Origin of the sequence: Streptomyces sp. NPDC005263 (assembly GCF_042872365.1) — a bacterium.
Taxonomy (GTDB): domain Bacteria; phylum Actinomycetota; class Actinomycetes; order Streptomycetales; family Streptomycetaceae; genus Streptomyces.
Window position 1 is genome coordinate 39,883 of the sequence record NZ_JBIAKJ010000011.1, and the last position, 17,856, is coordinate 57,738.

At 71.9% G+C, this 17,856-nt stretch carries 22 protein-coding genes and 1 tRNA gene; 15 read left to right on the forward strand and 8 right to left on the reverse strand.

What is annotated here, in order from left to right:
* Nucleotides 1–20: 20 nt before the first annotated feature.
* From ACFYRY_RS36435 to ACFYRY_RS36445, 3 genes are all read right to left on the reverse strand, one after another.
* Nucleotides 21–356: a YnfA family protein gene (locus ACFYRY_RS36435; RefSeq protein ID WP_389155711.1), complete on the reverse strand. Its 336-nt coding sequence runs from the start codon at nt 354–356 to the stop codon at nt 21–23.
* Nucleotides 357–526: 170 nt separating this feature from the next.
* Nucleotides 527–949: an SHOCT domain-containing protein gene (locus ACFYRY_RS36440; RefSeq protein WP_389155713.1), complete on the reverse strand. Its 423-nt coding sequence runs from the start codon at nt 947–949 to the stop codon at nt 527–529.
* A 125-nt stretch (nt 950–1,074) separates the two neighbouring features.
* A complete protein-coding gene (locus tag ACFYRY_RS36445; protein ID WP_389155716.1) occupies nt 1,075–2,475 on the reverse strand; it encodes a DUF2252 domain-containing protein in 1,401 nt (466 codons plus the stop codon).
* A 314-nt stretch (nt 2,476–2,789) separates the two neighbouring features.
* On the opposite strand from ACFYRY_RS36445, the gene ACFYRY_RS36450 reads away from it, so the two are divergent.
* On the forward strand, nt 2,790–3,065 hold the full coding sequence (locus tag ACFYRY_RS36450) for a hypothetical protein (RefSeq protein WP_389155719.1): 276 nt from the start codon (nt 2,790–2,792) through the stop codon (nt 3,063–3,065).
* Between the two features lie 30 nt (nt 3,066–3,095).
* Here ACFYRY_RS36450 and ACFYRY_RS36455 read toward each other — a convergent pair whose 3' ends face one another.
* Nucleotides 3,096–4,712, reverse strand: a complete 1,617-nt coding sequence (locus ACFYRY_RS36455; protein WP_389155722.1) for an MFS transporter — start codon at nt 4,710–4,712, stop codon at nt 3,096–3,098.
* A 216-nt stretch (nt 4,713–4,928) separates the two neighbouring features.
* Between ACFYRY_RS36455 and ACFYRY_RS36460 the strand changes: the two genes are divergently transcribed.
* The 3 genes from ACFYRY_RS36460 (at nt 4,929) to ACFYRY_RS36470 (ending at nt 8,796) form a co-directional block, all read left to right on the forward strand.
* Entirely contained in the window at nt 4,929–7,502 is a 2,574-nt protein-coding gene (locus ACFYRY_RS36460) for a SpoIIE family protein phosphatase (RefSeq protein ID WP_389155725.1), read from the forward strand.
* Nucleotides 7,503–7,579: 77 nt separating this feature from the next.
* A complete protein-coding gene (locus tag ACFYRY_RS36465) occupies nt 7,580–7,876 on the forward strand; it encodes a zinc-ribbon domain-containing protein (protein WP_356764554.1) in 297 nt (98 codons plus the stop codon).
* A 71-nt stretch (nt 7,877–7,947) separates the two neighbouring features.
* The gene (locus ACFYRY_RS36470; RefSeq protein ID WP_389155729.1) at nt 7,948–8,796 is read left to right on the forward strand and encodes a DUF72 domain-containing protein; all 849 of its coding nucleotides are present in this window, start codon (nt 7,948–7,950) and stop codon (nt 8,794–8,796) included.
* A gap of 35 nt (nt 8,797–8,831) precedes the next feature.
* Here the strand turns inward: ACFYRY_RS36470 and ACFYRY_RS36475 are convergent, their stop codons facing one another.
* The 3 genes from ACFYRY_RS36475 to ACFYRY_RS36485 form a co-directional block, all read right to left on the reverse strand.
* Nucleotides 8,832–10,658 carry a copper resistance CopC/CopD family protein gene (locus ACFYRY_RS36475; RefSeq protein WP_389156240.1) on the reverse strand — a complete coding sequence of 609 codons (1,827 nt, stop codon included), beginning with the start codon at nt 10,656–10,658 and terminating at the stop codon, nt 8,832–8,834.
* A 134-nt stretch (nt 10,659–10,792) separates the two neighbouring features.
* A complete protein-coding gene (locus ACFYRY_RS36480; RefSeq protein WP_389156243.1) occupies nt 10,793–11,377 on the reverse strand; it encodes an SDR family NAD(P)-dependent oxidoreductase in 585 nt (194 codons plus the stop codon).
* 38 nt (nt 11,378–11,415) lie between these two features.
* Nucleotides 11,416–11,895 (reverse strand): cupin domain-containing protein, encoded by a 480-nt coding sequence (locus tag ACFYRY_RS36485; RefSeq protein ID WP_389155732.1) that lies wholly within the window; start codon nt 11,893–11,895, stop codon nt 11,416–11,418.
* Nucleotides 11,896–12,010: 115 nt separating this feature from the next.
* Here ACFYRY_RS36485 and ACFYRY_RS36490 point away from each other — a divergent pair, with 115 nt between their 5' ends.
* The 5 genes from ACFYRY_RS36490 (at nt 12,011) to ACFYRY_RS36510 (ending at nt 14,601) form a co-directional block, all read left to right on the forward strand.
* Complete coding sequence (locus tag ACFYRY_RS36490) at nt 12,011–12,607, forward strand: HhH-GPD-type base excision DNA repair protein (RefSeq protein WP_389155735.1); 597 nt, start codon at nt 12,011–12,013, stop codon at nt 12,605–12,607.
* Nucleotides 12,608–12,722: 115 nt separating this feature from the next.
* Nucleotides 12,723–13,040, forward strand: a complete 318-nt coding sequence (locus ACFYRY_RS36495; RefSeq protein ID WP_389155738.1) for a hypothetical protein — start codon at nt 12,723–12,725, stop codon at nt 13,038–13,040.
* Between the two features lie 76 nt (nt 13,041–13,116).
* On the forward strand, nt 13,117–13,242 hold the full coding sequence (locus ACFYRY_RS36500; RefSeq protein WP_389155741.1) for a hypothetical protein: 126 nt from the start codon (nt 13,117–13,119) through the stop codon (nt 13,240–13,242).
* Nucleotides 13,243–13,432: 190 nt separating this feature from the next.
* A complete protein-coding gene (locus ACFYRY_RS36505; protein WP_003999914.1) occupies nt 13,433–13,729 on the forward strand; it encodes a type II toxin-antitoxin system VapB family antitoxin in 297 nt (98 codons plus the stop codon).
* A 230-nt stretch (nt 13,730–13,959) separates the two neighbouring features.
* Nucleotides 13,960–14,601 (forward strand): LytR C-terminal domain-containing protein, encoded by a 642-nt coding sequence (locus tag ACFYRY_RS36510; RefSeq protein ID WP_389155744.1) that lies wholly within the window; start codon nt 13,960–13,962, stop codon nt 14,599–14,601.
* Nucleotides 14,602–14,694: 93 nt separating this feature from the next.
* On the opposite strand, the gene upp is transcribed toward ACFYRY_RS36510, so the two are convergent.
* The gene (upp, locus tag ACFYRY_RS36515) at nt 14,695–15,330 is read right to left on the reverse strand and encodes a uracil phosphoribosyltransferase (protein WP_356764569.1); all 636 of its coding nucleotides are present in this window, start codon (nt 15,328–15,330) and stop codon (nt 14,695–14,697) included.
* 139 nt (nt 15,331–15,469) lie between these two features.
* Between upp and ACFYRY_RS36520 the strand changes: the two genes are divergently transcribed.
* From ACFYRY_RS36520 to ACFYRY_RS36545, 6 genes are all read left to right on the forward strand, one after another.
* On the forward strand, nt 15,470–15,772 hold the full coding sequence (locus ACFYRY_RS36520) for a hypothetical protein (RefSeq protein ID WP_389155748.1): 303 nt from the start codon (nt 15,470–15,472) through the stop codon (nt 15,770–15,772).
* Nucleotides 15,773–16,102: 330 nt separating this feature from the next.
* The gene (locus ACFYRY_RS36525; protein WP_389156245.1) at nt 16,103–16,639 is read left to right on the forward strand and encodes a hypothetical protein; all 537 of its coding nucleotides are present in this window, start codon (nt 16,103–16,105) and stop codon (nt 16,637–16,639) included.
* Nucleotides 16,640–16,695: 56 nt separating this feature from the next.
* Nucleotides 16,696–17,127, forward strand: a complete 432-nt coding sequence (gene tadA, locus ACFYRY_RS36530; protein ID WP_389156248.1) for a tRNA adenosine(34) deaminase TadA — start codon at nt 16,696–16,698, stop codon at nt 17,125–17,127.
* A gap of 67 nt (nt 17,128–17,194) precedes the next feature.
* Nucleotides 17,195–17,279 (forward strand) — tRNA-Ser (locus ACFYRY_RS36535).
* 105 nt (nt 17,280–17,384) lie between these two features.
* Nucleotides 17,385–17,564, forward strand: coding sequence for a hypothetical protein (locus ACFYRY_RS36540; RefSeq protein ID WP_356764906.1), 180 nt, complete (start codon nt 17,385–17,387; stop codon nt 17,562–17,564).
* On the forward strand, nt 17,561–17,854 hold the full coding sequence (locus ACFYRY_RS36545) for a Dabb family protein (RefSeq protein ID WP_389155751.1): 294 nt from the start codon (nt 17,561–17,563) through the stop codon (nt 17,852–17,854). Before ACFYRY_RS36540 ends, ACFYRY_RS36545 begins: the two co-directional genes overlap by 4 nt.
* Nucleotides 17,855–17,856: the final 2 nt, after the last annotated feature.

Sequence of the window (17,856 nt, forward strand, 5' to 3'; positions counted from 1 at the left end):
TGGGGCCTCTCGCCGAGGCGTCAGTGGCTGCGGGGCGCGTACATGATGACGGCCATGCCGGCGAGGCAGATCAGGGCGCCGCACACGTCCCAGCGGTCCGGACGGTAGCCGTCGGCGACCATGCCCCAGGCGATCGAACCGGCGACGAAGATCCCGCCGTACGCGGCGAGGATGCGTCCGAAGTCGTCGTCGGACTGGAAGGTGGCGACCACTCCGTAGAGGCCGAGGGCGATCACACCGGCGCCGATCCAGATCCACCCCCGGTGCTCGCGGATGCCCTGCCACACCAGCCAGGCGCCGCCGATCTCGAAGAGGGCGGCGACGGCGAAGAGGGCGAGGGAACGCGCGACGGTCATGGTCGGTGAGGCTACCGGCGGGCCGTGGCCGGGACCTGGGCCGGGTGTCGGTGGCCGCCTCGGGGCATCCGGTCGGCGCCCGATCCCAGTGCGCGCCGGACCGTCCGGCTCGTGGCATCGGGCTGGGGCTGCTCGCCGCCCCAGCCCTGGGCTTCCCGTGGAGCTTCCGCTCAGGACGTCAGTACCTTCCGCTTGGCGTCCTGGAACTCCGCGTCGGTGATGTCGCCCTTGCTCCTGAGCTCGGAGAGCTTGGCCAGCTCGTCGGCGTGGCCGCCCGTGCCCGCGCCTCCGGCGGCAGCCTGCCGGATGTACGCGTCGACCGCCTCCTGCTGGGCCCTGGCGTGTTCCTGGTCCCGCTTGCCCATCTCACGGCCGCGGGCGACGAGGTACACGAAGACGCCGAGGTACGGCAGGATGATCACGAAGAAGGTCCACCCGGTCTTCGCCCAGCCGCTCAGCGAGTCGTCGCGGAAGATGTCGCCGATGACCCGGAACAGCAGGATGATCCACAGGATCCACAGGAAGACCCACATCATCGTCCAGAACGCGCCCAGCAGCGGATAGTCATAGGCCAGATACAGATTGTCGGTCATCGTCGTCCTCCTGAGGCCGTGCCTGGCGGCGCGACAGTCGTCGCAGGTGTCCCTTTCGGTCGCGGTGCGCGGTGCGTAATACGCGGTGCGTTGTGCGCGGTGCGCTGTTCGTTGGGCGCTATGCGCTATGCGCTCTGTGCGGGGATTCGGCCGGTGCGCACCGCGTCCGTGAGGGCTTGGTGGTCGCGCTCGTTCTGGTCGGCGTAGCGCTCGGCGAAGTGGGCGAGCGCGCGGTCGAAGGTGTCCCCGGCGCCGAGGTACGCGGCGATGGCGACGCGGTCGCCCGAGCGGGCGTGGGCCCGGGCGAGGGTGGCGCCGCAGAGTTCCCCGAAGGCACGCATGTCCTTGGGGGCCATGGTCTGAGGTTCGGCGATGCCCTTCCAGTCCCGCAACTGGCGGACGTAGAAGTCACGTTGGCGTCCGTCGATGCCGACGACGCGTTCCCAGCCGAGGAAGATGTCGCTGGTGGCCTGCATGAGGCGCTGTCCGGCGACGACGCGTTGGCCCTGGTTGTCGTAGGCACTCGCCCCGACGTGCGGGGCCAGCACCGAATGGTCGGCCTCCTTGGCCTGGAGCAGCAGCGGATCCTCGTCGTCCCTGCCGAGCAGCAGGATGATCCAGCAGCGGGTACCGACGCTGCCGACTCCGACGACCTTGCGGGCCATGTCGACGAGGTGGTACTGGCGCAGCAGATGGCGCCGGTCGGACTGCAGGCTCTCGCTGTACCTCTCGATCAGCGCACGCAGTTGGTCTTCCAGTGCGTCGCGCTGGACGCCCGGCAGGAGGTCCTGCAGGGGCATGATCAGGGGCGGGTCGGGGGTGATCCGGCGCTTCCCGTCGACCACATGGGTGAGCTTCTCGAAGGCCTGGAGGCTGTCGCGACCGCGCGCCTTGGCCATGGCCCGCCGGGTACGCTCGCGCCCCCGCGCCCCCAGCCTCCGGTCCGCCAGTTCCCGCAGTACGTCCATGTCGGCCTGGGTGTACCAGACGGCGAGGTTGCCGAGGCCGGCGAAGTGGCGCATCCGCTCCCGGTAGGACCGTACGGCGGCCCGCACCACGGCGGCCCGTTCGGCGTCCGTGTAGCCGTTCTCGCGTCCGGCGATCACCAGGCTGGCGGCGAGTCGCTTGACGTCCCACTCCCAGGGGCCGGGCAGCGTCTCGTCGAAGTCGTTGATGTCGAACACCAGGTGCCGTTCCGGCGAGGCGAGCAGCCGGAAGTTCAACAGGTGTGCGTCCCCGCACAGTTGGGCCGTGATGCCCGAGCGAGGGGTGTCGGCCAGGTCGCCGGCCATGATGGCGGCGGCACCGCGGTAGAAGCGGAAGGGCGACTCCAGCATCCGGCCGTAGCGGATGGGCACGAGTTCCGGCACCCGGGCCGCCGACTGTGCCTCGAGGGTGTCCACCGGGTCCGGTCGTTTGGCCGTGGGCTGGTAGTCCGCGTGCGCGGAGCGTGGTGCGTCCGCCCGGGCGGCCCGTCCCCGTGCCGCCCGCTCCTTCGCGCTTCTCCCGCCGACCAGGTCTGCCATGACGGCACCTCCTGCGTGGAGCGGGCCCGCGGGGCGTCCGCCCCGAGCCGGGCTGCTTGCCGGCCCGCCTGGCCCTGCTAACACGGTTGCACAATCCACTCGGGGCAGCATCCGGACGCCGGACCTCGCTCGGTGGGGCCGCCGAACTCCCCCTGTGGCGGGGCTCGCGCTCCCCGGTGGCGGGGCTGCGGCCGCTTCGGTCGCGGGACGGGTGCCGAAGGTCGCAGGACGGGTGCCGGAAGTCGCGGGACGAGTGCCGGAAGAGGACGCTGGATGCAGGGGGATGCAGGGGGCAGAGGCGATGGAGATGTCCGATGGCTCCGACCGGCACAGAACCCCAGCAGCACAAGCAGCGCACGCCCTTCTTCTCCCGGCCGGGCGTCCGCCGCGCCATGCCGTTCCTCCTGATCACCGCGATCGCTCTGATCTTCATCTTCGAGAACACCGCGCACACCGAGATCCGCCTGCTGATCCCCCTGGTGACCATGCCGCTGTGGGGAGCCCTGCTGATCGCCTGGGGCCTCGGCATCCTCGCCTGCGCCGTCACCGTGCGGCGCCGACGGGACCGCAAGCACCAAAGGCCCCGGTGAGCGGCTCAGTCAGTCGGAGCGCTGAGGCCGTCAGGGCCCCGGTCCGCGAGGCTGGGTCGTGGGGATCCGGTGGGTGAAGAACAGCGCGAGGAGAGCGGTGAGCGCGAGGACGGCGAGCGCGGCACGCAGCCCGTCGAGCCTGGCGGCCTCGTTCGCGTCGAGCGCCGCCCGGGTCACCTCCGGGCTGGTGCCGGCGTCGTCGAGGGCGGACTCGAGCTGTGCGTCCGACAGGAACGGTACGCCGCTCTGCAGTTCGACACTCGCCCGGCTCTTGACGTCGGCCGGGATCGCGTCGTTCTGGTCGACGCTGGTCAGGAAGGAGGTCGTCAGGGCGGCGATCAGGATCGACCCGGCGAGCGCGGTACCGATCGAGGCGCCCAGGTTGGTCACGGCGTTCTGCACACCGCCGACCTCCGCGCTCCGCGCTTCCGGCACCGCGGACACGGTGACCGACCCGAGCTGGGACGCCAGCGCGCCCATGCCGAGCCCGATCAGCAGGAGGGGGACGGTGACGACCTCCGCCCCGGCGTCCTCGTCCAGCGCGGCCATCAGGACCACCGCACCGGCGAGCAGTGCGAGGATGCCCAGCCGTACGACCCGGCGCGGGGAGACGTCCGGGAAGAAGCGGGGGATCAGGATCGCGGCCGCCAGCAGGGTCAGGGAGAGCGGCAGAATGCGGGCGCCCGTCTTGAGCGCCGACAGGCCCAGGGCGACCGACAGGTAGAGCGGTACGACGAAGAAGACCCCCATCTGCACCAAGTACTGGAAGAAGAACATCGTCAGCCCGCCGGTGAGCTGCTTGTTGCGCAGGATGGCCGGGTCGACGAGCGGCTCCCCGCCGTGCCGCACCACCCGGGCCTCCCAGCGCAGGAAGAGCCAGATCAGCGCCAGGCCCGCCAGCATCAGCCACACGACCAGCGAGACCCCGAGCCACGAGGGGGCGTCGGGCTTGGGCTGGAACCAGCCCCACTCGTCGGAGCGGAGTACTCCGTAGACGAAGATCCCGAGCCCGAGTGCGGAGAGCACGGCCCCGACGAGATCGACCCGCCGGCGTTCGCCGATCGGCGCGTCCGCGATACGGCGGGCGAGCAGCAGGATGCCGGCCACCATCACGACCTCACCGGCGAAGACCCAGCGCCAGGAGAAGTACGTCGTCGCGACACCGCCGATCAGCGGGCCGACGGCGATCGCCACGGCCCCGGCGGCGGCCACGAGTCCGTACGCGGTGGGACGGCGTTCCGGGGCGAAGTTGCGTGCCACCAGGGCCACGATCGCGGGCAGGATGAGGGACGCTCCGATCCCTTCGAGCAGGGCCCAGCCGAGCAGCAGCACGGGCAGGTTCGGAGCGAGCGCCGTCACCAGGGAGCCGCAGCCGTAGATGCCGCAGCCGATCATGAACGTCCGTCTGCGGCCGATCAGCCCCCCGATCTTGCCTCCGGGAATCATGAACATGGCCATCACGAGGGTGTAGGCGGTGATGGCGCCCTGGATGCCCGTCACCGTCGTGCCCACGTCGTCGGCGACCGTCGCGATCGAGACGTTCATGACGGAGCTGTCGAGCGCCATCAGGAACTGTCCCGCCGCGAGTGTCAGCAGCACGAGTCGCGCGCTCGCCGCGTTCCGCGTGGCACCTGCCCCGGTCGTCATGTCCGAATCGTCCCAGTGGCCCGGAGGGGAGTGGCTCATCGACACTGCTCGATCAGCCGTTTCGCTGCCACTGAGGGTGGTAAGGGGTAATAAGTATCCAAAGAGAAGGAAATCAGCGGGTGTGTGGCGTGCACTCGAACGCCGCGGCGGCACGCGCCCTGGGCTGGAGCGGGGCTCCGCCCGGTGGAGAACGCGGCGGGAGTGAGATGAGAGGCCATGGAGCGGCGTGTCGTCGAGGACCACGGAACGCGTTGGGTCCAAGACGCCGTCGGCAAGGTGCTCACCGCGCGCGCCGTCGTCGACGACCACGGCACCGTGACCGGGTGGAACGAGGGGGCCGAGCGTCTGCTCGGGTACACGCCGGCGCAGGTCCTGGGACGGCCGGCGGCGTCCCTGCTCGCCGAGGAGCCCCCGGCGGGCGAGCTCGCGGCGCTCTCGGCCCTGCCGAGGTGGCACGGCACGCTCGCCCTCCGGCACCGTGGCGGCCACCGCCTGGACGCCCGGGTTCTGGCGCATCACAGGGTGCCGGAGGACGGGGACGCGGCGGCGGGGGACTGGCTGCTGGTGTCCGCCGTTGAAGCGGGGGCCGGCAGAGGGGCGGGTGCCGAGGCCGAAACCGAAACGGACAAGGCCGACGCCGTAGCCATGACCGTGGCCGAAGCCACCACCGCCGCCCAGCACCCGCACCCCCATCCCCACCCCGACCCGAAGAGCGACGACGCCCTCGTCCGGCTCGGCTTCCACGACTCGCCGTGCTGCGCGATCTCGGTGTACGACATGGACCTGCGCTTCCGCCGGTCCAGCCGGTTGGGGCAGGACGCGCTGGGCCTGAGCGACGACGACATGCGAGGGCTGCGGCTGGCGGACGTACTCGCCGACGACCCGGCGGCGGAGAAGGTCGAGCGGGCGATGCGGCTGGCCCTGGAGACCGGTGAGCCGCAGTACGTCGAGAACCGTGCCCGGGCGCCCGGCGAAACCCGCGAGCACGCCTGGTCCGTTCACGTCTACCGGCTGCGGGATCCGGACGGCCGCGTCCTGGGCGTGGCGTCCGCCGGGCACGACATGACGGAGCAGCACTGGGCCCGCACACGCCTCCAGTTGATCGCCGAGGCGACCACCCGCATCGGTCGCACGCTGGATGTGACGCGGACCGCGGAGGAACTGGCGGACGTGGTGGTTCCGGAACTCGCGGACTTCGTCAGCGTCGATCTCCTGACGTCCCTGGACACCCTGCCCGACTGGCCGGCGGAGGCGCTGACGGCGAACGGCAGCCTCACGCTGCGGCGCATCGCCCACCAGTCCGTGTACCCGGGGAGCCCGGAGGCGGTCGCGGCACCGGGCGAGGTGGAGGAGTACCCGGAGCGTTCCCCGGCGGTGGAGAGCATACGGGCGGGGCGGGCCGTGCTGTACCGGATGAACGAGCGCACGATCGTCGACTGGGTGGCCCAGCACCCCGTCCGGTCCTCCCGGATCCGCGACTTCGGCTTCCACTCGGCGATCACCGCCCCCCTGTCGGCGCGCGGAGCCACGCTGGGCATCGTGGTCTTCGCCCGGCACCGCAATCCCGACCCGTTCCAGGCGGACGACCTGGTGCTGGCCGAGGAGCTGGCGGCCCGGGCGGCGGTCTGCATCGACAACGCCCGCCGCTACACCCGCGAGCGCCGCACCGCGGTCACCCTCCAGCACAGCCTGCTTCCGCAGCGGCTGCCCGAGCAGAGCGCGGTGGAGGTCGCCTCCCGCTATCTGCCGGCCGGCGCCCGGGCCGGGGTGGGCGGCGACTGGTTCGACGTGATCCCCCTGTCCGGGGCCAGGGTCGCGCTGGTGGTGGGCGACGTGGTGGGCCACGGCGTCCATGCCGCCGCGACCATGGGACGGCTGCGGACGGCCGTACGGACCCTGGCCGACATCGATCTGCCCCCCGACGAACTGCTCACCCACCTCGACGACCTGGTGGGCCGCCTGGCCATGGAGGCGGAGGGCGCGCGACGGCCCCCGGAGGACGGGGAGATCGCCGGAGACGTCGGGGCGACCTGTCTGTACGCCGTGTACGACCCCGTCTCCCGTCGTTGCACGCTGGCCCGGGCCGGGCATCCGCCCCCGGTCGTGGTGAGCCCCGAGGGCACCGTCGAACTGCTCGACGTTCCCGCCGGACCCCCACTGGGACTGGGCGGGCTGCCCTTCGAGGCGACGGAGACGGAGCTGCCCGAGGGCAGTCTGCTGGCCCTCTACACCGACGGCCTGATCGACTCACGCGACCGTGACGTCGACGACGGTCTGTCCCGGCTGGGGCGGACCCTCGCCCGGCCCGTGGGTTCCCTGGACGTGCTGTGCGACCGGGTGCTCGCCGACGTGCTCCCCCAGCAGCCCGCCGACGACGTGGCCCTGCTGGTCGCCCGCACCCGGGCGCTCAAGGCCGACCGGGTCGCCGCCTGGGACGTGGCCCCCGATCCCGCCGCCGTCGCCAACGCCCGCAAGAGCGCCCTGTGCCAGCTGGACACCTGGGGCCTGACCGACGCCTCCTTCGTCACCGAGCTGATCGTCAGCGAACTGGTCACCAACGCCGTCCGGCACGCGGAACCGCCCATCCAGCTGCGTCTCATCCACGACACGAGCCTCATCTGCGAGGTCTCGGACGCCAGCAGCACGGCACCCCACATGCGCCGCGCCCGCACCTACGACGAGGGCGGCCGTGGTCTGCTCCTGGTCGCGCAGCTGAGCCGGAGCTGGGGCACCCGCCAGACCGGCAAGGGCAAGACGATCTGGGCGGAGCAGACCGTCGATCCAGGCTGACACCCGCGCGCGGCGTTGTACCGTCGGCCAGACCGGCACTCCGGTCGGCGGTCGACGGCTCGGAAAGGATCAGCGACGTGATCATCTTCGGCACCAAGGGGTATCTGTACCAGCTCGCGATACTGACGCTCGTGTGCGGACAGTGCGGGAATCCGTCCGCTCACGCGCTCAGGAAGCGGGTGACGAAGTTCAGCCTGTTCTTCGTGCCGCTGTTCCCCATCTCGACCAAGCACACCACCCAGTGCACGTTCTGCGGGGCCGAGCAGAAGATCACCAAGGAGCAGGCGGAGCAGTTGCTGGCGCAGGGCACCGCCGGGTACGGCGGTCAGGGACAGCAGGGGCAGCCGCACCAGCAGCAGCCGTACCAGTCGTGACGCGCCGGTGCTGACACGCCGGTCGTGAGCCGCGGTGCGTCCCTGCCCGGGGGGCGGGTAGCCGCTGCCGCATGGGTGAGTTGCTGATCGGCACCTGTTCCTGGACCGACCGTGCCCTGGTGGGCAGCGGCTGGTATCCGGCCGGACGGCGGGACGCCGAGGGACGGTTGAGGTACTACGCCGGGCGTTTCCCGGTCGTCGAGGTCGACGCGAGCTACTACGCCCTGCCCGGCGAACGGAACAGCCGGCTGTGGGTGGAGCGGACGCCGGCCGGGTTCGTGTTCGACGTGAAGGCGTTCTCCCTGCTCACCGGGCATCCGACACGGGCCGCGATGATGCCGGACGGGCTGCCGCCCGACGCCGGGGACCCGGCGGTGCTCGACGCGGTGTGGGCGCGGTTCACCGCCGGTATCGAGCCGCTCAGGGCCGCGGGGCGGCTCGGTGCCGTCCTCTTCCAGTTCCCGCCGTGGTTCGTGCCCGGGGCCCGGGCGGAGGCGTTCTTGCGGGAGTGCGCGGAACGGACGGCGGGGTGGCCGCTCGCCGTGGAGTTCCGGCATCCGCGGTGGTGGGCGGACGAGGAGCGGACGGAGGCGACCCGCGACCTGCTGTCCCGCCACGGCTTCACGGCCGTCGCCGTCGACATGGCGCAGACCCTCGCGTCCTCCGTGCCGCCCGTCACACCGGTCACCACACCGCGGCTGTCCATCGTGCGGTTCCACGGCCGCAGCGCCGCCTGGGGAACCGGCAGCAAGGAGGACCGCTTCCGGCACGACTACTCGGCCGCCGAACTCGCGCAGTGGGCACCCCGCTTACGGGCCCTCGCCGAGCGGGTGGACGAGCTGCACGTCCTGTTCAACAACTGCTGCGCCGACGCCTCCGTCCGCGCCGCCGAGACCATGTCCGGCCTGCTCGCTCGCTGACCCTGAGCCGTTGATGCCCTCAGGCGTTGATGCCCTCAGCCGTTGATGCGCACCTTCTGCTCCTCGCTCACCTGATCGATGTCCGAGATCCGGACCGTCACCTTCATCATCCAGTCACCGGGGATGGGGAGCTTGAGTGAATCGGTGCCCCAGTAGCCGCCCTTGTTGGTGAGTTTGGCGTCGATCGGGCCGATGTCCTGGGCGGGGAACGTGAAGGACAGGCGCAGTTCCGGGACGCTGGACAGGCCGCCGTCGGGACCGTAGACCACGGCTTCGACCGAGTAGTCGCCCGCGCTGCTGGGGAGGAGGGTGATCTGCGCCTTGCCGTAGCCGCGGGGCGTGCCGGTGTCGAAGGGGACGATGGCGACGGACGCGACGGGGATCCCGCCCGACTGCGCCGACTGCTCGGTCTGCTTCGCCTCGGCGACCGCGCGGCCGGGGAGGGTGCTGGAGAGCACCGTCGAGAGCACCAGCACCACGACGCCGATGACGACCTCCACCAGCACGGAACGTCGCAGCCGACGGCGGCCGGGGTCCTCGGAGGCGGGCGGGTCGGCGGGCTTCGACTCGGGCGCCGGGTGGTCCCCGGCGGGCCCCGCCGGTCCTCCCACCGGCTCCGGCACCCGCTCCCGTACGACCGCCTCCGACTCGACCTCCGCCGGCACCTCCGCGGGCGTCTCGGCCGACGTCTCCGCCGTGGCCTCCGCCTCCGCCAGCCGGGCGGTCCACTGCCGGGACAGCGCAGCGACCGTCAACAGCAGCACCACCGCGACCAGTTTGAAGGTGAGGGCCCGCCCGTACGCGGTGTCGGTGAGCGCGCTCCAGGAGCCGAGGCCGCGCCAGGACTGGTAGACGCCGGTGACGACGAGGACGGTCACCGAGGCGAAGGCGAGCCGGGAGTAGCGGGCGACCATGCGGGCCGGGGCCGCGGACGAGCGGTACAGGGTGAGGAGCAGGGCCGTGAGGCCGCCCAGCCACACCGCCATCGCCAGCACGTGCAGCACGGCCGACGTCATCGCCACCGGCACCTGGATCCCGGCGGAGGCGTGTTCGGCGGCCGCCCAGGTCAGCGCGAGGCCCACACAGAGCGCGGCCCCCGCCCCGAGCAGGACGCGCGACCACTCGGTGCCCCGCAGCAGCCGTACGACGAAGAACGCGGCCAGGGGCAGCAGGGCCAGGCGGATCAGCAGCACCGTGCCGTAACGGGTCGTCACCGTGCCTTGAAGGGCGTCGACGTCGAAGGCGGACGCCGGGCCCACGCCCGCCTCGTAGGGGGCGCGCAGCGCGAACAGGACGACGGTGGTGGCGAGCAGGGTCCAGAAGCCCACCCACAGGGGCCTGCGCAGCGGGCCGGTGTCCGGCGGGCGGCACACGGTCACGAAGACCGCGGTACCGAGGAGCAGGGCGGCGGCGAGGTACGCGAGGTAGCGGACGATGTTGTAGAGACCGGCGGTCGCCGGGTTCTCGACCGGGCCGGCGTCGAGGACCGGCGGGTTCGGGGAGGGCTTGCCGACGGAGAAGGTGAAGGCGCCCGAGATCGGGTGGCTGTCGGCGGACACCACCCGCCAGGCCACCACATAGGTGCCCTCGCCGAGCTTCCCGGGCAGGGTCACCCGGACCGTGTCGGCGCCGTCCGGCGCGTTCCGCGCGTCCTTGATGTCCAGCTGCTGGTTGTCGGGGCCGATGACACGGAAGGAGTCCTTGATCAGACCGACCGACTCGGTGAAGGTCAGTGAGATGTCGCGGGGAGCGGACTTGAGGACCGCTCCGTCCTTGGGGTCACTGGAGCGGAGGGCGGCGTGCGCCGACGCGGTTCCCGCGCCGCCGAGGACGAGCAGGACCAGCACGGAGCCCAGCAGCACCAGGCCTCGTAGGTGTCGGCGTCGTCGTCCCGCCCTGAGCTCACGGTCACGCTCCACGTCACTTCTCCGTCTGTGGACTTCGGCCTTCCGGATACGTACGGACGAGATCCCCGCCACGCTCACCGCACCGCCCCTCACCATGTCGGACGCGCCGACACCCCGCCGTCCACGACGAGGTCGTGCCCGGTGATCCAGGACGCGAGCGGCGAGGCCAGGAACACACAGGCGTCACCGACGTCCTCCGGCCGCCCCAGCCGTCCCAGGGGCGCCGCGTCCCGCCACCGTCGCACCCCGTCCGGCCAGGCCCGCGCCAGCCCGTCCCGGTCGATCAGCCCGGGCGAGACCGTGTTGACGCGGATGCCGTGCGGACCGTACTCCAGGGCCGCCGCCCGGGCGTGCGCGACGACGGCGCCTTGCATGACCTCCGCCTCCGCCTGGGTGCAGGCGAAGACGCTCGACAGGTTGGTGTCCACCACCGCCCATAACTCGGCCGCCGTCATCCCGGGCAGCGGCCGCGTGGGCTGGACGCCCGCGTTGTTGACCAGCGCCGTCAGCCGCCCGCCACCCCACTCGGCGGCGGTACGGCAGTGCACGGCGACCGCCGCGCCCACCGCCGCGAACCGCAGCGCGATGCCCCGCCCGATGCCGCCGCCGGCACCGGTGACCAGGGCGACCTGGCCCTCCAGGAGGGCCACCGTGTCCGTGGCGCCCGCTCCCATGGGGCTGTCCGGCGGGCGCGGGGAACTCTCCGGCGAGCTCATGGACGGCACAGACCCGCGATCAGGTCCGCCCGCGCCGGATAACGCGCCGACAGCGTGGCCGCGTCCCCGTGCTCGTAGCCCTCGTAGGTGAATCCCGGTGCCATCGTGCAGCCGAAGAAGGTCCACTCGCCGCCCGCCGCGACCCGGCCGCCCATCCAGGTGCCCGCCGGGACGGTGAGCTGGACGTGCTGGCCGGCGAGGAGGTCCGGGCCCAGGACGGCGGTGCGCGAGGTGCCGTCCGGGGCGAGGAGCAGCAGGTCCAGCGGGTCGCCGAGGTAGAAGTGCCAGATCTCGTCGGTGGGCAGCCGGTGCAGGGCCGAGAAGTCGCCGGGCGCGGCGGTGAGCAGCGCGACGATCGCGGAGCCCTCGGGCCGCCCGTCCGGCCGCTCGGGCCCCGCCCAGGTCCGCCGGAACAGCCCGCCCTCGCGCGGGATGGGCTCCAGGCCGTAGTGGGCGACCAGCTCGTCAGGAGTCACCGGGGCAGGCTACCGCCGCCCGGCGAAAGCCAGTTGGGCGTGGAACCGGCCCGCCGAGGCCGGACCGCAGCCGTACCGAGGAGCGATGCGAGGCCTCAGGAGGCATGATCGGGGCATGGACGTCACTCTTCACCTCGCCCAGGACCCGGAGGCCGACGAACTGCTCGGGCGCTCCCCGCTCGCCGCGCTCGTGGGGATGCTGCTGGACCAGCAGGTTCCGATGGAGTGGGCGTTCAAGGGCCCCCGCACCATCGCGGACCGGCTCGGCGCCGACGACCTGGACGCGCACGAGATCGCCGCGCAGGACCCGGAGGCGTTCGCCGCACTCCTGTCCGAGAAGCCGGCCGTGCACCGCTACCCGGGGTCGATGGCCAAGCGGATCCAGCAGCTGTGCCAGTACCTCGTCGAGCACTACGACGGCCGCGCCGAACTGGTCTGGAAGGGCGTCGACGACGGCCGGGAGCTGCTGCGGCGCCTCCAGGACCTGCCCGGCTTCGGCAAGCAGAAGGCGCAGATCTTCCTGGCCCTGCTGGGCAAGCAACTCGGCGTGTGCCCCGAGGGCTGGCGGGAGGCCGCGGGCTCCTACGGCGAACCGAAGTCGTTCCGTTCCGTCGCCGACATCACCGGGCCCGAGTCGCTGACCAAGGTGCGGGCCCACAAGCAGGAGATGAAGGCGGCGGCGAAGGCCGCGAAGGCCGCCGGAAGGCCGTAGCGCCCGATAAACGGACAGGCCGCCTTCCTTCGGGTGGCCCGTGGTGTCCACCGAACGGGCGGTTCTGGCGTCCGGCGTGCTGAACATCCGGCGCCGCACGGGGAGATGACCTCCCATGAGCACCGCACGAGGGCTTCCGCGCAGCCGCGCCTGGCTGCGGGTGCTCGTGCTGCTGCTCGCCGTGCTGGTACCGGGCGGGCCCGCCGAGGGGTCCGCGCCACCGGGCGCCGCCATGGAGATCGTCGAGTACGACGTCCTCGACACGGCCCCGGGGCCACCGGCCCACGACGCCCACCGCCCCGCCGTGTCCCCACGCCGCGCACCCCGCCCCGCACCCGCCGCCCCACGGGGCCGCCCGCACCCGGCGCCGCCGAAACCGCCGTACGCCCCGCAGGCCCTGCACGCCCTGCACACCGTCGTCCTGCGCTGCTGACCGAGCCCGCCCCGAGCAAGGCAGGTCAGCACGACGTCTCAGCACGTCGTCCCGGCACGACGCGAGGAACACCACCATGCCCACCGACCCGTACGCGATCCTGCGCGCGCTGCTGCGCGCCGAGGCCGCACGCAACACACCCAAACCCCGACTGAAGGATGCGAAACCGCCACTGCCCCCGAAGGAGCGAGGCGGCCGCTGACCGTTCGGCGGAGGCGGATCCACCGCCTCCGCCGGGCAACGGCGGCCGTCGACACCGGCCTCGCGGAGGTGACGGCGCCCGGATCGCACACCCCCCTTCGACCGATATTGACCAGAAACCGTCGACACGTGCTCGCGCGAGCCGAGCCGGGAGGCTGCGCCCGGAGAGTCTTGCCCGGTAGGCTTTCCGTGTGATCTTCAAGCGCATCGGAAACGGCCGGCCGTACCCCGACCACGGCCGGGAAAGCACCCGGCAGTGGGCGGACGTCGCGCCGCGCCCGGTCCGCCTCGATCAGCTCGTGACGACCAAGGGCCAGCTCGACCTGGAAACCCTGCTCGCCGAGGACTCGACCTTCTACGGCGACCTCTTCGCGCATGTCGTGAAGTGGCAGGGCGACCTGTATCTGGAGGACGGCCTGCACCGCGCGGTCCGGGCGGCGCTCCAGCAGCGCCAGGTACTCCACGCGCGCGTGCTCGAACTCGACTGACGAGCCCGACCGGCGAACGCGACCGACGGACGCGACCGGCGCCCCGCCCCACTGACGACCCGCCCAGGTGACGGGTCGGCTCGGCATGGGCCTGCTCGGCATGGAACGGATCGGTGCGGGTCGGCTCGGTATGGCTTGCCTCGGTATGGGTTGGCCCTTTCGGGTTGGACCGCGCCGCGTCCGATGATCATCTAGTAGGAATCGCAGCCCGGGCGCACTACGCTGCGCCCATGAGCATGCTGACTCCCCCCGGCATGGGCGGCAAGTACCGGATCACGGGAGACAAATACCCCCGGATGCGCCGATCCCGGCGGCGCGGCAGGCTCGCCCTCGCGGTGGTCGCCTCCGCGGCCGCACTCGGCCTGATCGGCTGGGGCACCCTGCAGCTCATCGACGTCTTCACCGGCGGCGGCAAGAAAGCCGCGGCGGCCGGCGCCAAGGCGGACTGCGGCACCCGGGCCACCCCCTCGGCGTCCGCCGGTGCCGCCGTGCCCGAGCCGCGCCGGATCACCGTCAACGTGTTCAACGCGACGTCCCGCAGCGGCCTGGCCAAGCAGACCGCCGACGAGCTGAAGAAGCGCGGCTTCAAGATCGGCGACGTGGGCAACGCGACCAAGGAGTACGACAAGAAGGTCAAGGGCACCGGGATGCTGCTCGGCCCCGCGTCCTCCCTGAACAGCTCGCTGCCGGTCCTGGCCACCCAGCTCAGCACGGCCGAGCGCCGCACCGACGCCGCCCGCAAGGGCACGGACATCGACCTCGTCCTCGGCAACGGCTTCAAGACCCTCACCACGAAGAAGGACGCCGACAAGGCCCTGGCCAAACTGGCCGAGCCCCAGCCGGCGTCCACCTCGTCGAAGAAGACCTGCTGAGCGCCGTACCGAAAGGCACGAACTGAAAGCGCACGGAACAGGCCGTGCGGAACCGTACGGAGTCGTACGGGAGCGGTGCGGGACCGCGCGGTCCTACTCGGCCGCCCCGTACAGCCGGTCCCCCGCGTCGCCCAGGCCCGGGACGATGTAGCCGTTCTCGTTGAGGTGGTCGTCGACGGAGGCCGTCACGACCGTCACCGGGGTGCCCGCCAGCTCGCGCTCCATGACCTCGACGCCCTCCGGGGCGGCCAGCAGCACCACGGCCGTCACATCGTCGGCGCCACGCCCGATCAGCTCCCGGATCGCCGCGACCAGGGTGCCGCCGGTGGCGAGCATCGGGTCCAGGACGTACACCTGGCGCCCGGAGAGGTCCTCCGGCATGCGCGTGGCGTACGTGGAGGCCTCCAGCGTCTCCTCGTTGCGGATCATGCCCAGGAAGCCCACCTCGGCGGTCGGCAGCAGCCGCATCATGCCGTCCAGCATGCCGAGGCCGGCCCGCAGGATCGGCACCACCAGCGGGCGCGGGTGGGACAGCTTGACGCCCGTGGTCCCGGCGACCGGCGTCGTGATGTCGACCTGCTCGGTGCGCACGTCGCGCGTGGCCTCGTAGGCGAGCAGGGTGACCAGCTCGTCGGCGAGACGGCGGAAGGTCGCGGAGTCGGTGCGCTGGTCGCGCAGCGCGGTGAGCTTGTGGGCGACCAGGGGGTGGTCGACGACGTGGAGACGCATGGCGACAACAGTAACCGGGCCCGCTGGAGCAGGATCCACCCGTACGGGGCAAGCCCGGGGCCACCGGCTTCGCCGGCTCCCTGGCGTCAAACCGCCGGTCCGGGGGAAGGTGGGAGAGACGGACTGGGGTGGTGAACCTATGCCTGACCGGGAAACCCGCAAGAATCCGTCGCCGCGCACACCGCCGGGGACACACGAGCAACCGAGCCCGAGGCACGCCTCGAACGCGCCGGGGACACCGGGCGCTCCGAGAAGGCCGGAGATACCCGGCGTACCGCAGAGCGCGGACGCTCCGCGGACGGAAGCCGAGCGCCGACGGCGCCGCGCCCAGTTCCTGCGTGACCTCGCCGAGGCCCGCGAACTGCGCGACCGCGTCCAGCCGCGCCGCGCGAAGACCGCCCGGCTGAGGCGCGCGATGCGCATGCGGACCTTCCGCTGGTGATGGCGCGGGGCGAAGACACGCCGAAAGGGCGGCGACGGAGGAAGATCACGCGCCGTGCGCATGTTGTGCGGGTGGCAGTGCGTGGGCGGCTGGAAAGCCGCGTACGATCCGCTGTTGGCGGCAACGAGTGCGCTGGTGAGGCCTCGACGGAACCCCCGCTGCCATGAGATCGGCGGCAACCGGACACACAGGGAGCCGAAGAAGTCCCCTGAGCGTCTAGTTTCTGCCACGATTCCGAGTGGGTGGGGCTTGGAGCCCAGCTCTCCCCGCCCTCGACCTCCGCCGGGGGGACCCCCAACCGGCACGCCTATGACCAGTGGGAGAGTCACGGTGTACTTCGCCGCACTGCTCGCGCGCACCGAAGACGGGTGGAAAGCGAGCGACACGGAACTCGACGATGTGGAGACCCTGTCGGACCTGGCCGACCTGGCCCGGGAAGCCGCACCCGAGGACGACACGGTGCTGGTTCTCATCGAGCAGGAGGACGCCTGGTTCGGCGTCGTCCGCATCGACGGAGAGGACGACCCCCGTATCTACGTCTCGGACGCCGCCGCCGCCGCTCGCAGTTCGTACGGCGAGATCCTGCTCACCGACGAACTGCTCGGACGGAATCCGGGTGACGACGACCTCGCCGACCTGGACTCCCTCGACCTCGACGGCACCGAGGACGGAGAGGACGGCGAGGACGACGACGGCGATGACGCCGCCGGCTCCGCCGAGGCCGTGCCGCACGGCCCGGTCGGCGACGCCGAGATCCTCGACGATCTCGGCGTCGGCGAGAAGGAACTGAAGGCGCTCGCCACGGACGCGGTCACCGAGATCGCCGAGTCCCTGGGCGCCTCGGAGACCTTGGAGATGGTCCGCTGACAGACCCCTCCTTGCCAGGACCGCCGGACCCGGTACGTGACCGGTGGCGGGCCGCGATGCGGCTCGCCCTGGCCGAGGCCGAGCAGGCCGGCCGCGACGGGGACGTCCCCGTCGGTGCCGTCCTGCTGTCCCCGGACGGCACGACGGTGCTGGCGGCCGGACACAACGAACGCGAGGCCACCGGTGACCCCACGGCCCACGCGGAGGTCCTCGCCGTCCGGAGGGGCGCCACCGAGCTGGGGCAGTGGCGGCTGTCCGGCTGCACGCTGGTCGTGACGCTGGAGCCCTGCACGATGTGCGCGGGCGCCCTCGTCCAGTCCCGCGTGGACCGGGTGGTCTACGGCGCCCGGGACGAGAAGGCGGGCGCGGCCGGCTCCCTCTGGGACGTCGTCCGCGACCGGCGGCTCAACCACCGGCCGGAGGTCATTGAAGGAGTGCTCGCCGAGGAGTGCGCCGGGCTGCTCACCGCCTTCTTCCGGTCCCGCTGACCTGCCGTCACAAGGGCCGGGGAAACGGATTTCGAACCATCCCCCGGCGTGCTGTAAGGTCTCCCTCGGTAGCGTGTCCGAGCGGCCGAAGGAGCTCGCCTCGAAAGCGAGTGTGGCGCAAGTCACCGAGGGTTCAAATCCCTCCGCTACCGCTTGAGAAGGGCCCCGTCGTCAGACGGGGCCCTTCGTGCGATCATGTGCGCGCGTCGGGCGGGCCAGAAGCAGGCTCCGTGACAGGAGAGACAGGGGAGGCCGCGATGGCGGTGAACTCGAAGAAGATCGCCGTCTATGTGCTCGTGGTCTTCGTGCTGTACGTGATCATCACAGACCCGGCCAAGGCCGCGGACTACGTCCAGATAGGCTTCGAGGGCATATCGGACGCCGCGAAGTCCATCGGCGACTTCATGTCCTGGGTCGCCCAGGGAGGGAACTCATGATCCGCCACCTGGTCCTCTTCAAGCTCAACGAAGGTGTCGAGCGCGGCGACCCCCGGGTCGCCAAGGGCGAGGAGGCGTTCCGCTCCCTCGAGGGCACGATTCCCGAGATCCGCTTCTGGGAGCTCGGCTGGAACCTCAGCGACCGGCCCGTCGCGTACGACTTCGCCATCAACTCCGGCTTCGACGACGCGGCCGCGCTGCGCCGCTACCTGGAGCACCCGGCGCACCAGGCCGGCGTCACCCTGTGGAAAGAGTTCGCCACCTGGGTGATCGCGGACTACGAGTACTAGGC

Coding starts and splice junctions, on each gene's coding strand:
- ACFYRY_RS36435 (WP_389155711.1), bottom strand. CDS start 356: ATGACCGTCGCGCGTTCCCTCGCCCTCTTCGCCGTCGCCGCCCTCTTC.
- ACFYRY_RS36440 (WP_389155713.1), bottom strand. CDS start 949: ATGACCGACAATCTGTATCTGGCCTATGACTATCCGCTGCTGGGCGCG.
- ACFYRY_RS36445 (WP_389155716.1), bottom strand. CDS start 2,475: ATGGCAGACCTGGTCGGCGGGAGAAGCGCGAAGGAGCGGGCGGCACGG.
- ACFYRY_RS36450 (WP_389155719.1), top strand. CDS start 2,790: ATGGCTCCGACCGGCACAGAACCCCAGCAGCACAAGCAGCGCACGCCC.
- ACFYRY_RS36455 (WP_389155722.1), bottom strand. CDS start 4,712: ATGACGACCGGGGCAGGTGCCACGCGGAACGCGGCGAGCGCGCGACTC.
- ACFYRY_RS36460 (WP_389155725.1), top strand. CDS start 4,929: ATGGAGCGGCGTGTCGTCGAGGACCACGGAACGCGTTGGGTCCAAGAC.
- ACFYRY_RS36470 (WP_389155729.1), top strand. CDS start 7,948: ATGGGTGAGTTGCTGATCGGCACCTGTTCCTGGACCGACCGTGCCCTG.
- ACFYRY_RS36480 (WP_389156243.1), bottom strand. CDS start 11,377: ATGGGAGCGGGCGCCACGGACACGGTGGCCCTCCTGGAGGGCCAGGTC.
- ACFYRY_RS36490 (WP_389155735.1), top strand. CDS start 12,011: ATGGACGTCACTCTTCACCTCGCCCAGGACCCGGAGGCCGACGAACTG.
- ACFYRY_RS36495 (WP_389155738.1), top strand. CDS start 12,723: ATGAGCACCGCACGAGGGCTTCCGCGCAGCCGCGCCTGGCTGCGGGTG.
- ACFYRY_RS36500 (WP_389155741.1), top strand. CDS start 13,117: ATGCCCACCGACCCGTACGCGATCCTGCGCGCGCTGCTGCGCGCCGAG.
- ACFYRY_RS36510 (WP_389155744.1), top strand. CDS start 13,960: ATGAGCATGCTGACTCCCCCCGGCATGGGCGGCAAGTACCGGATCACG.
- upp (WP_356764569.1), bottom strand. CDS start 15,330: ATGCGTCTCCACGTCGTCGACCACCCCCTGGTCGCCCACAAGCTCACC.
- ACFYRY_RS36520 (WP_389155748.1), top strand. CDS start 15,470: ATGCCTGACCGGGAAACCCGCAAGAATCCGTCGCCGCGCACACCGCCG.
- tadA (WP_389156248.1), top strand. CDS start 16,696: ATGCGGCTCGCCCTGGCCGAGGCCGAGCAGGCCGGCCGCGACGGGGAC.
- ACFYRY_RS36540 (WP_356764906.1), top strand. CDS start 17,385: ATGGCGGTGAACTCGAAGAAGATCGCCGTCTATGTGCTCGTGGTCTTC.
- ACFYRY_RS36545 (WP_389155751.1), top strand. CDS start 17,561: ATGATCCGCCACCTGGTCCTCTTCAAGCTCAACGAAGGTGTCGAGCGC.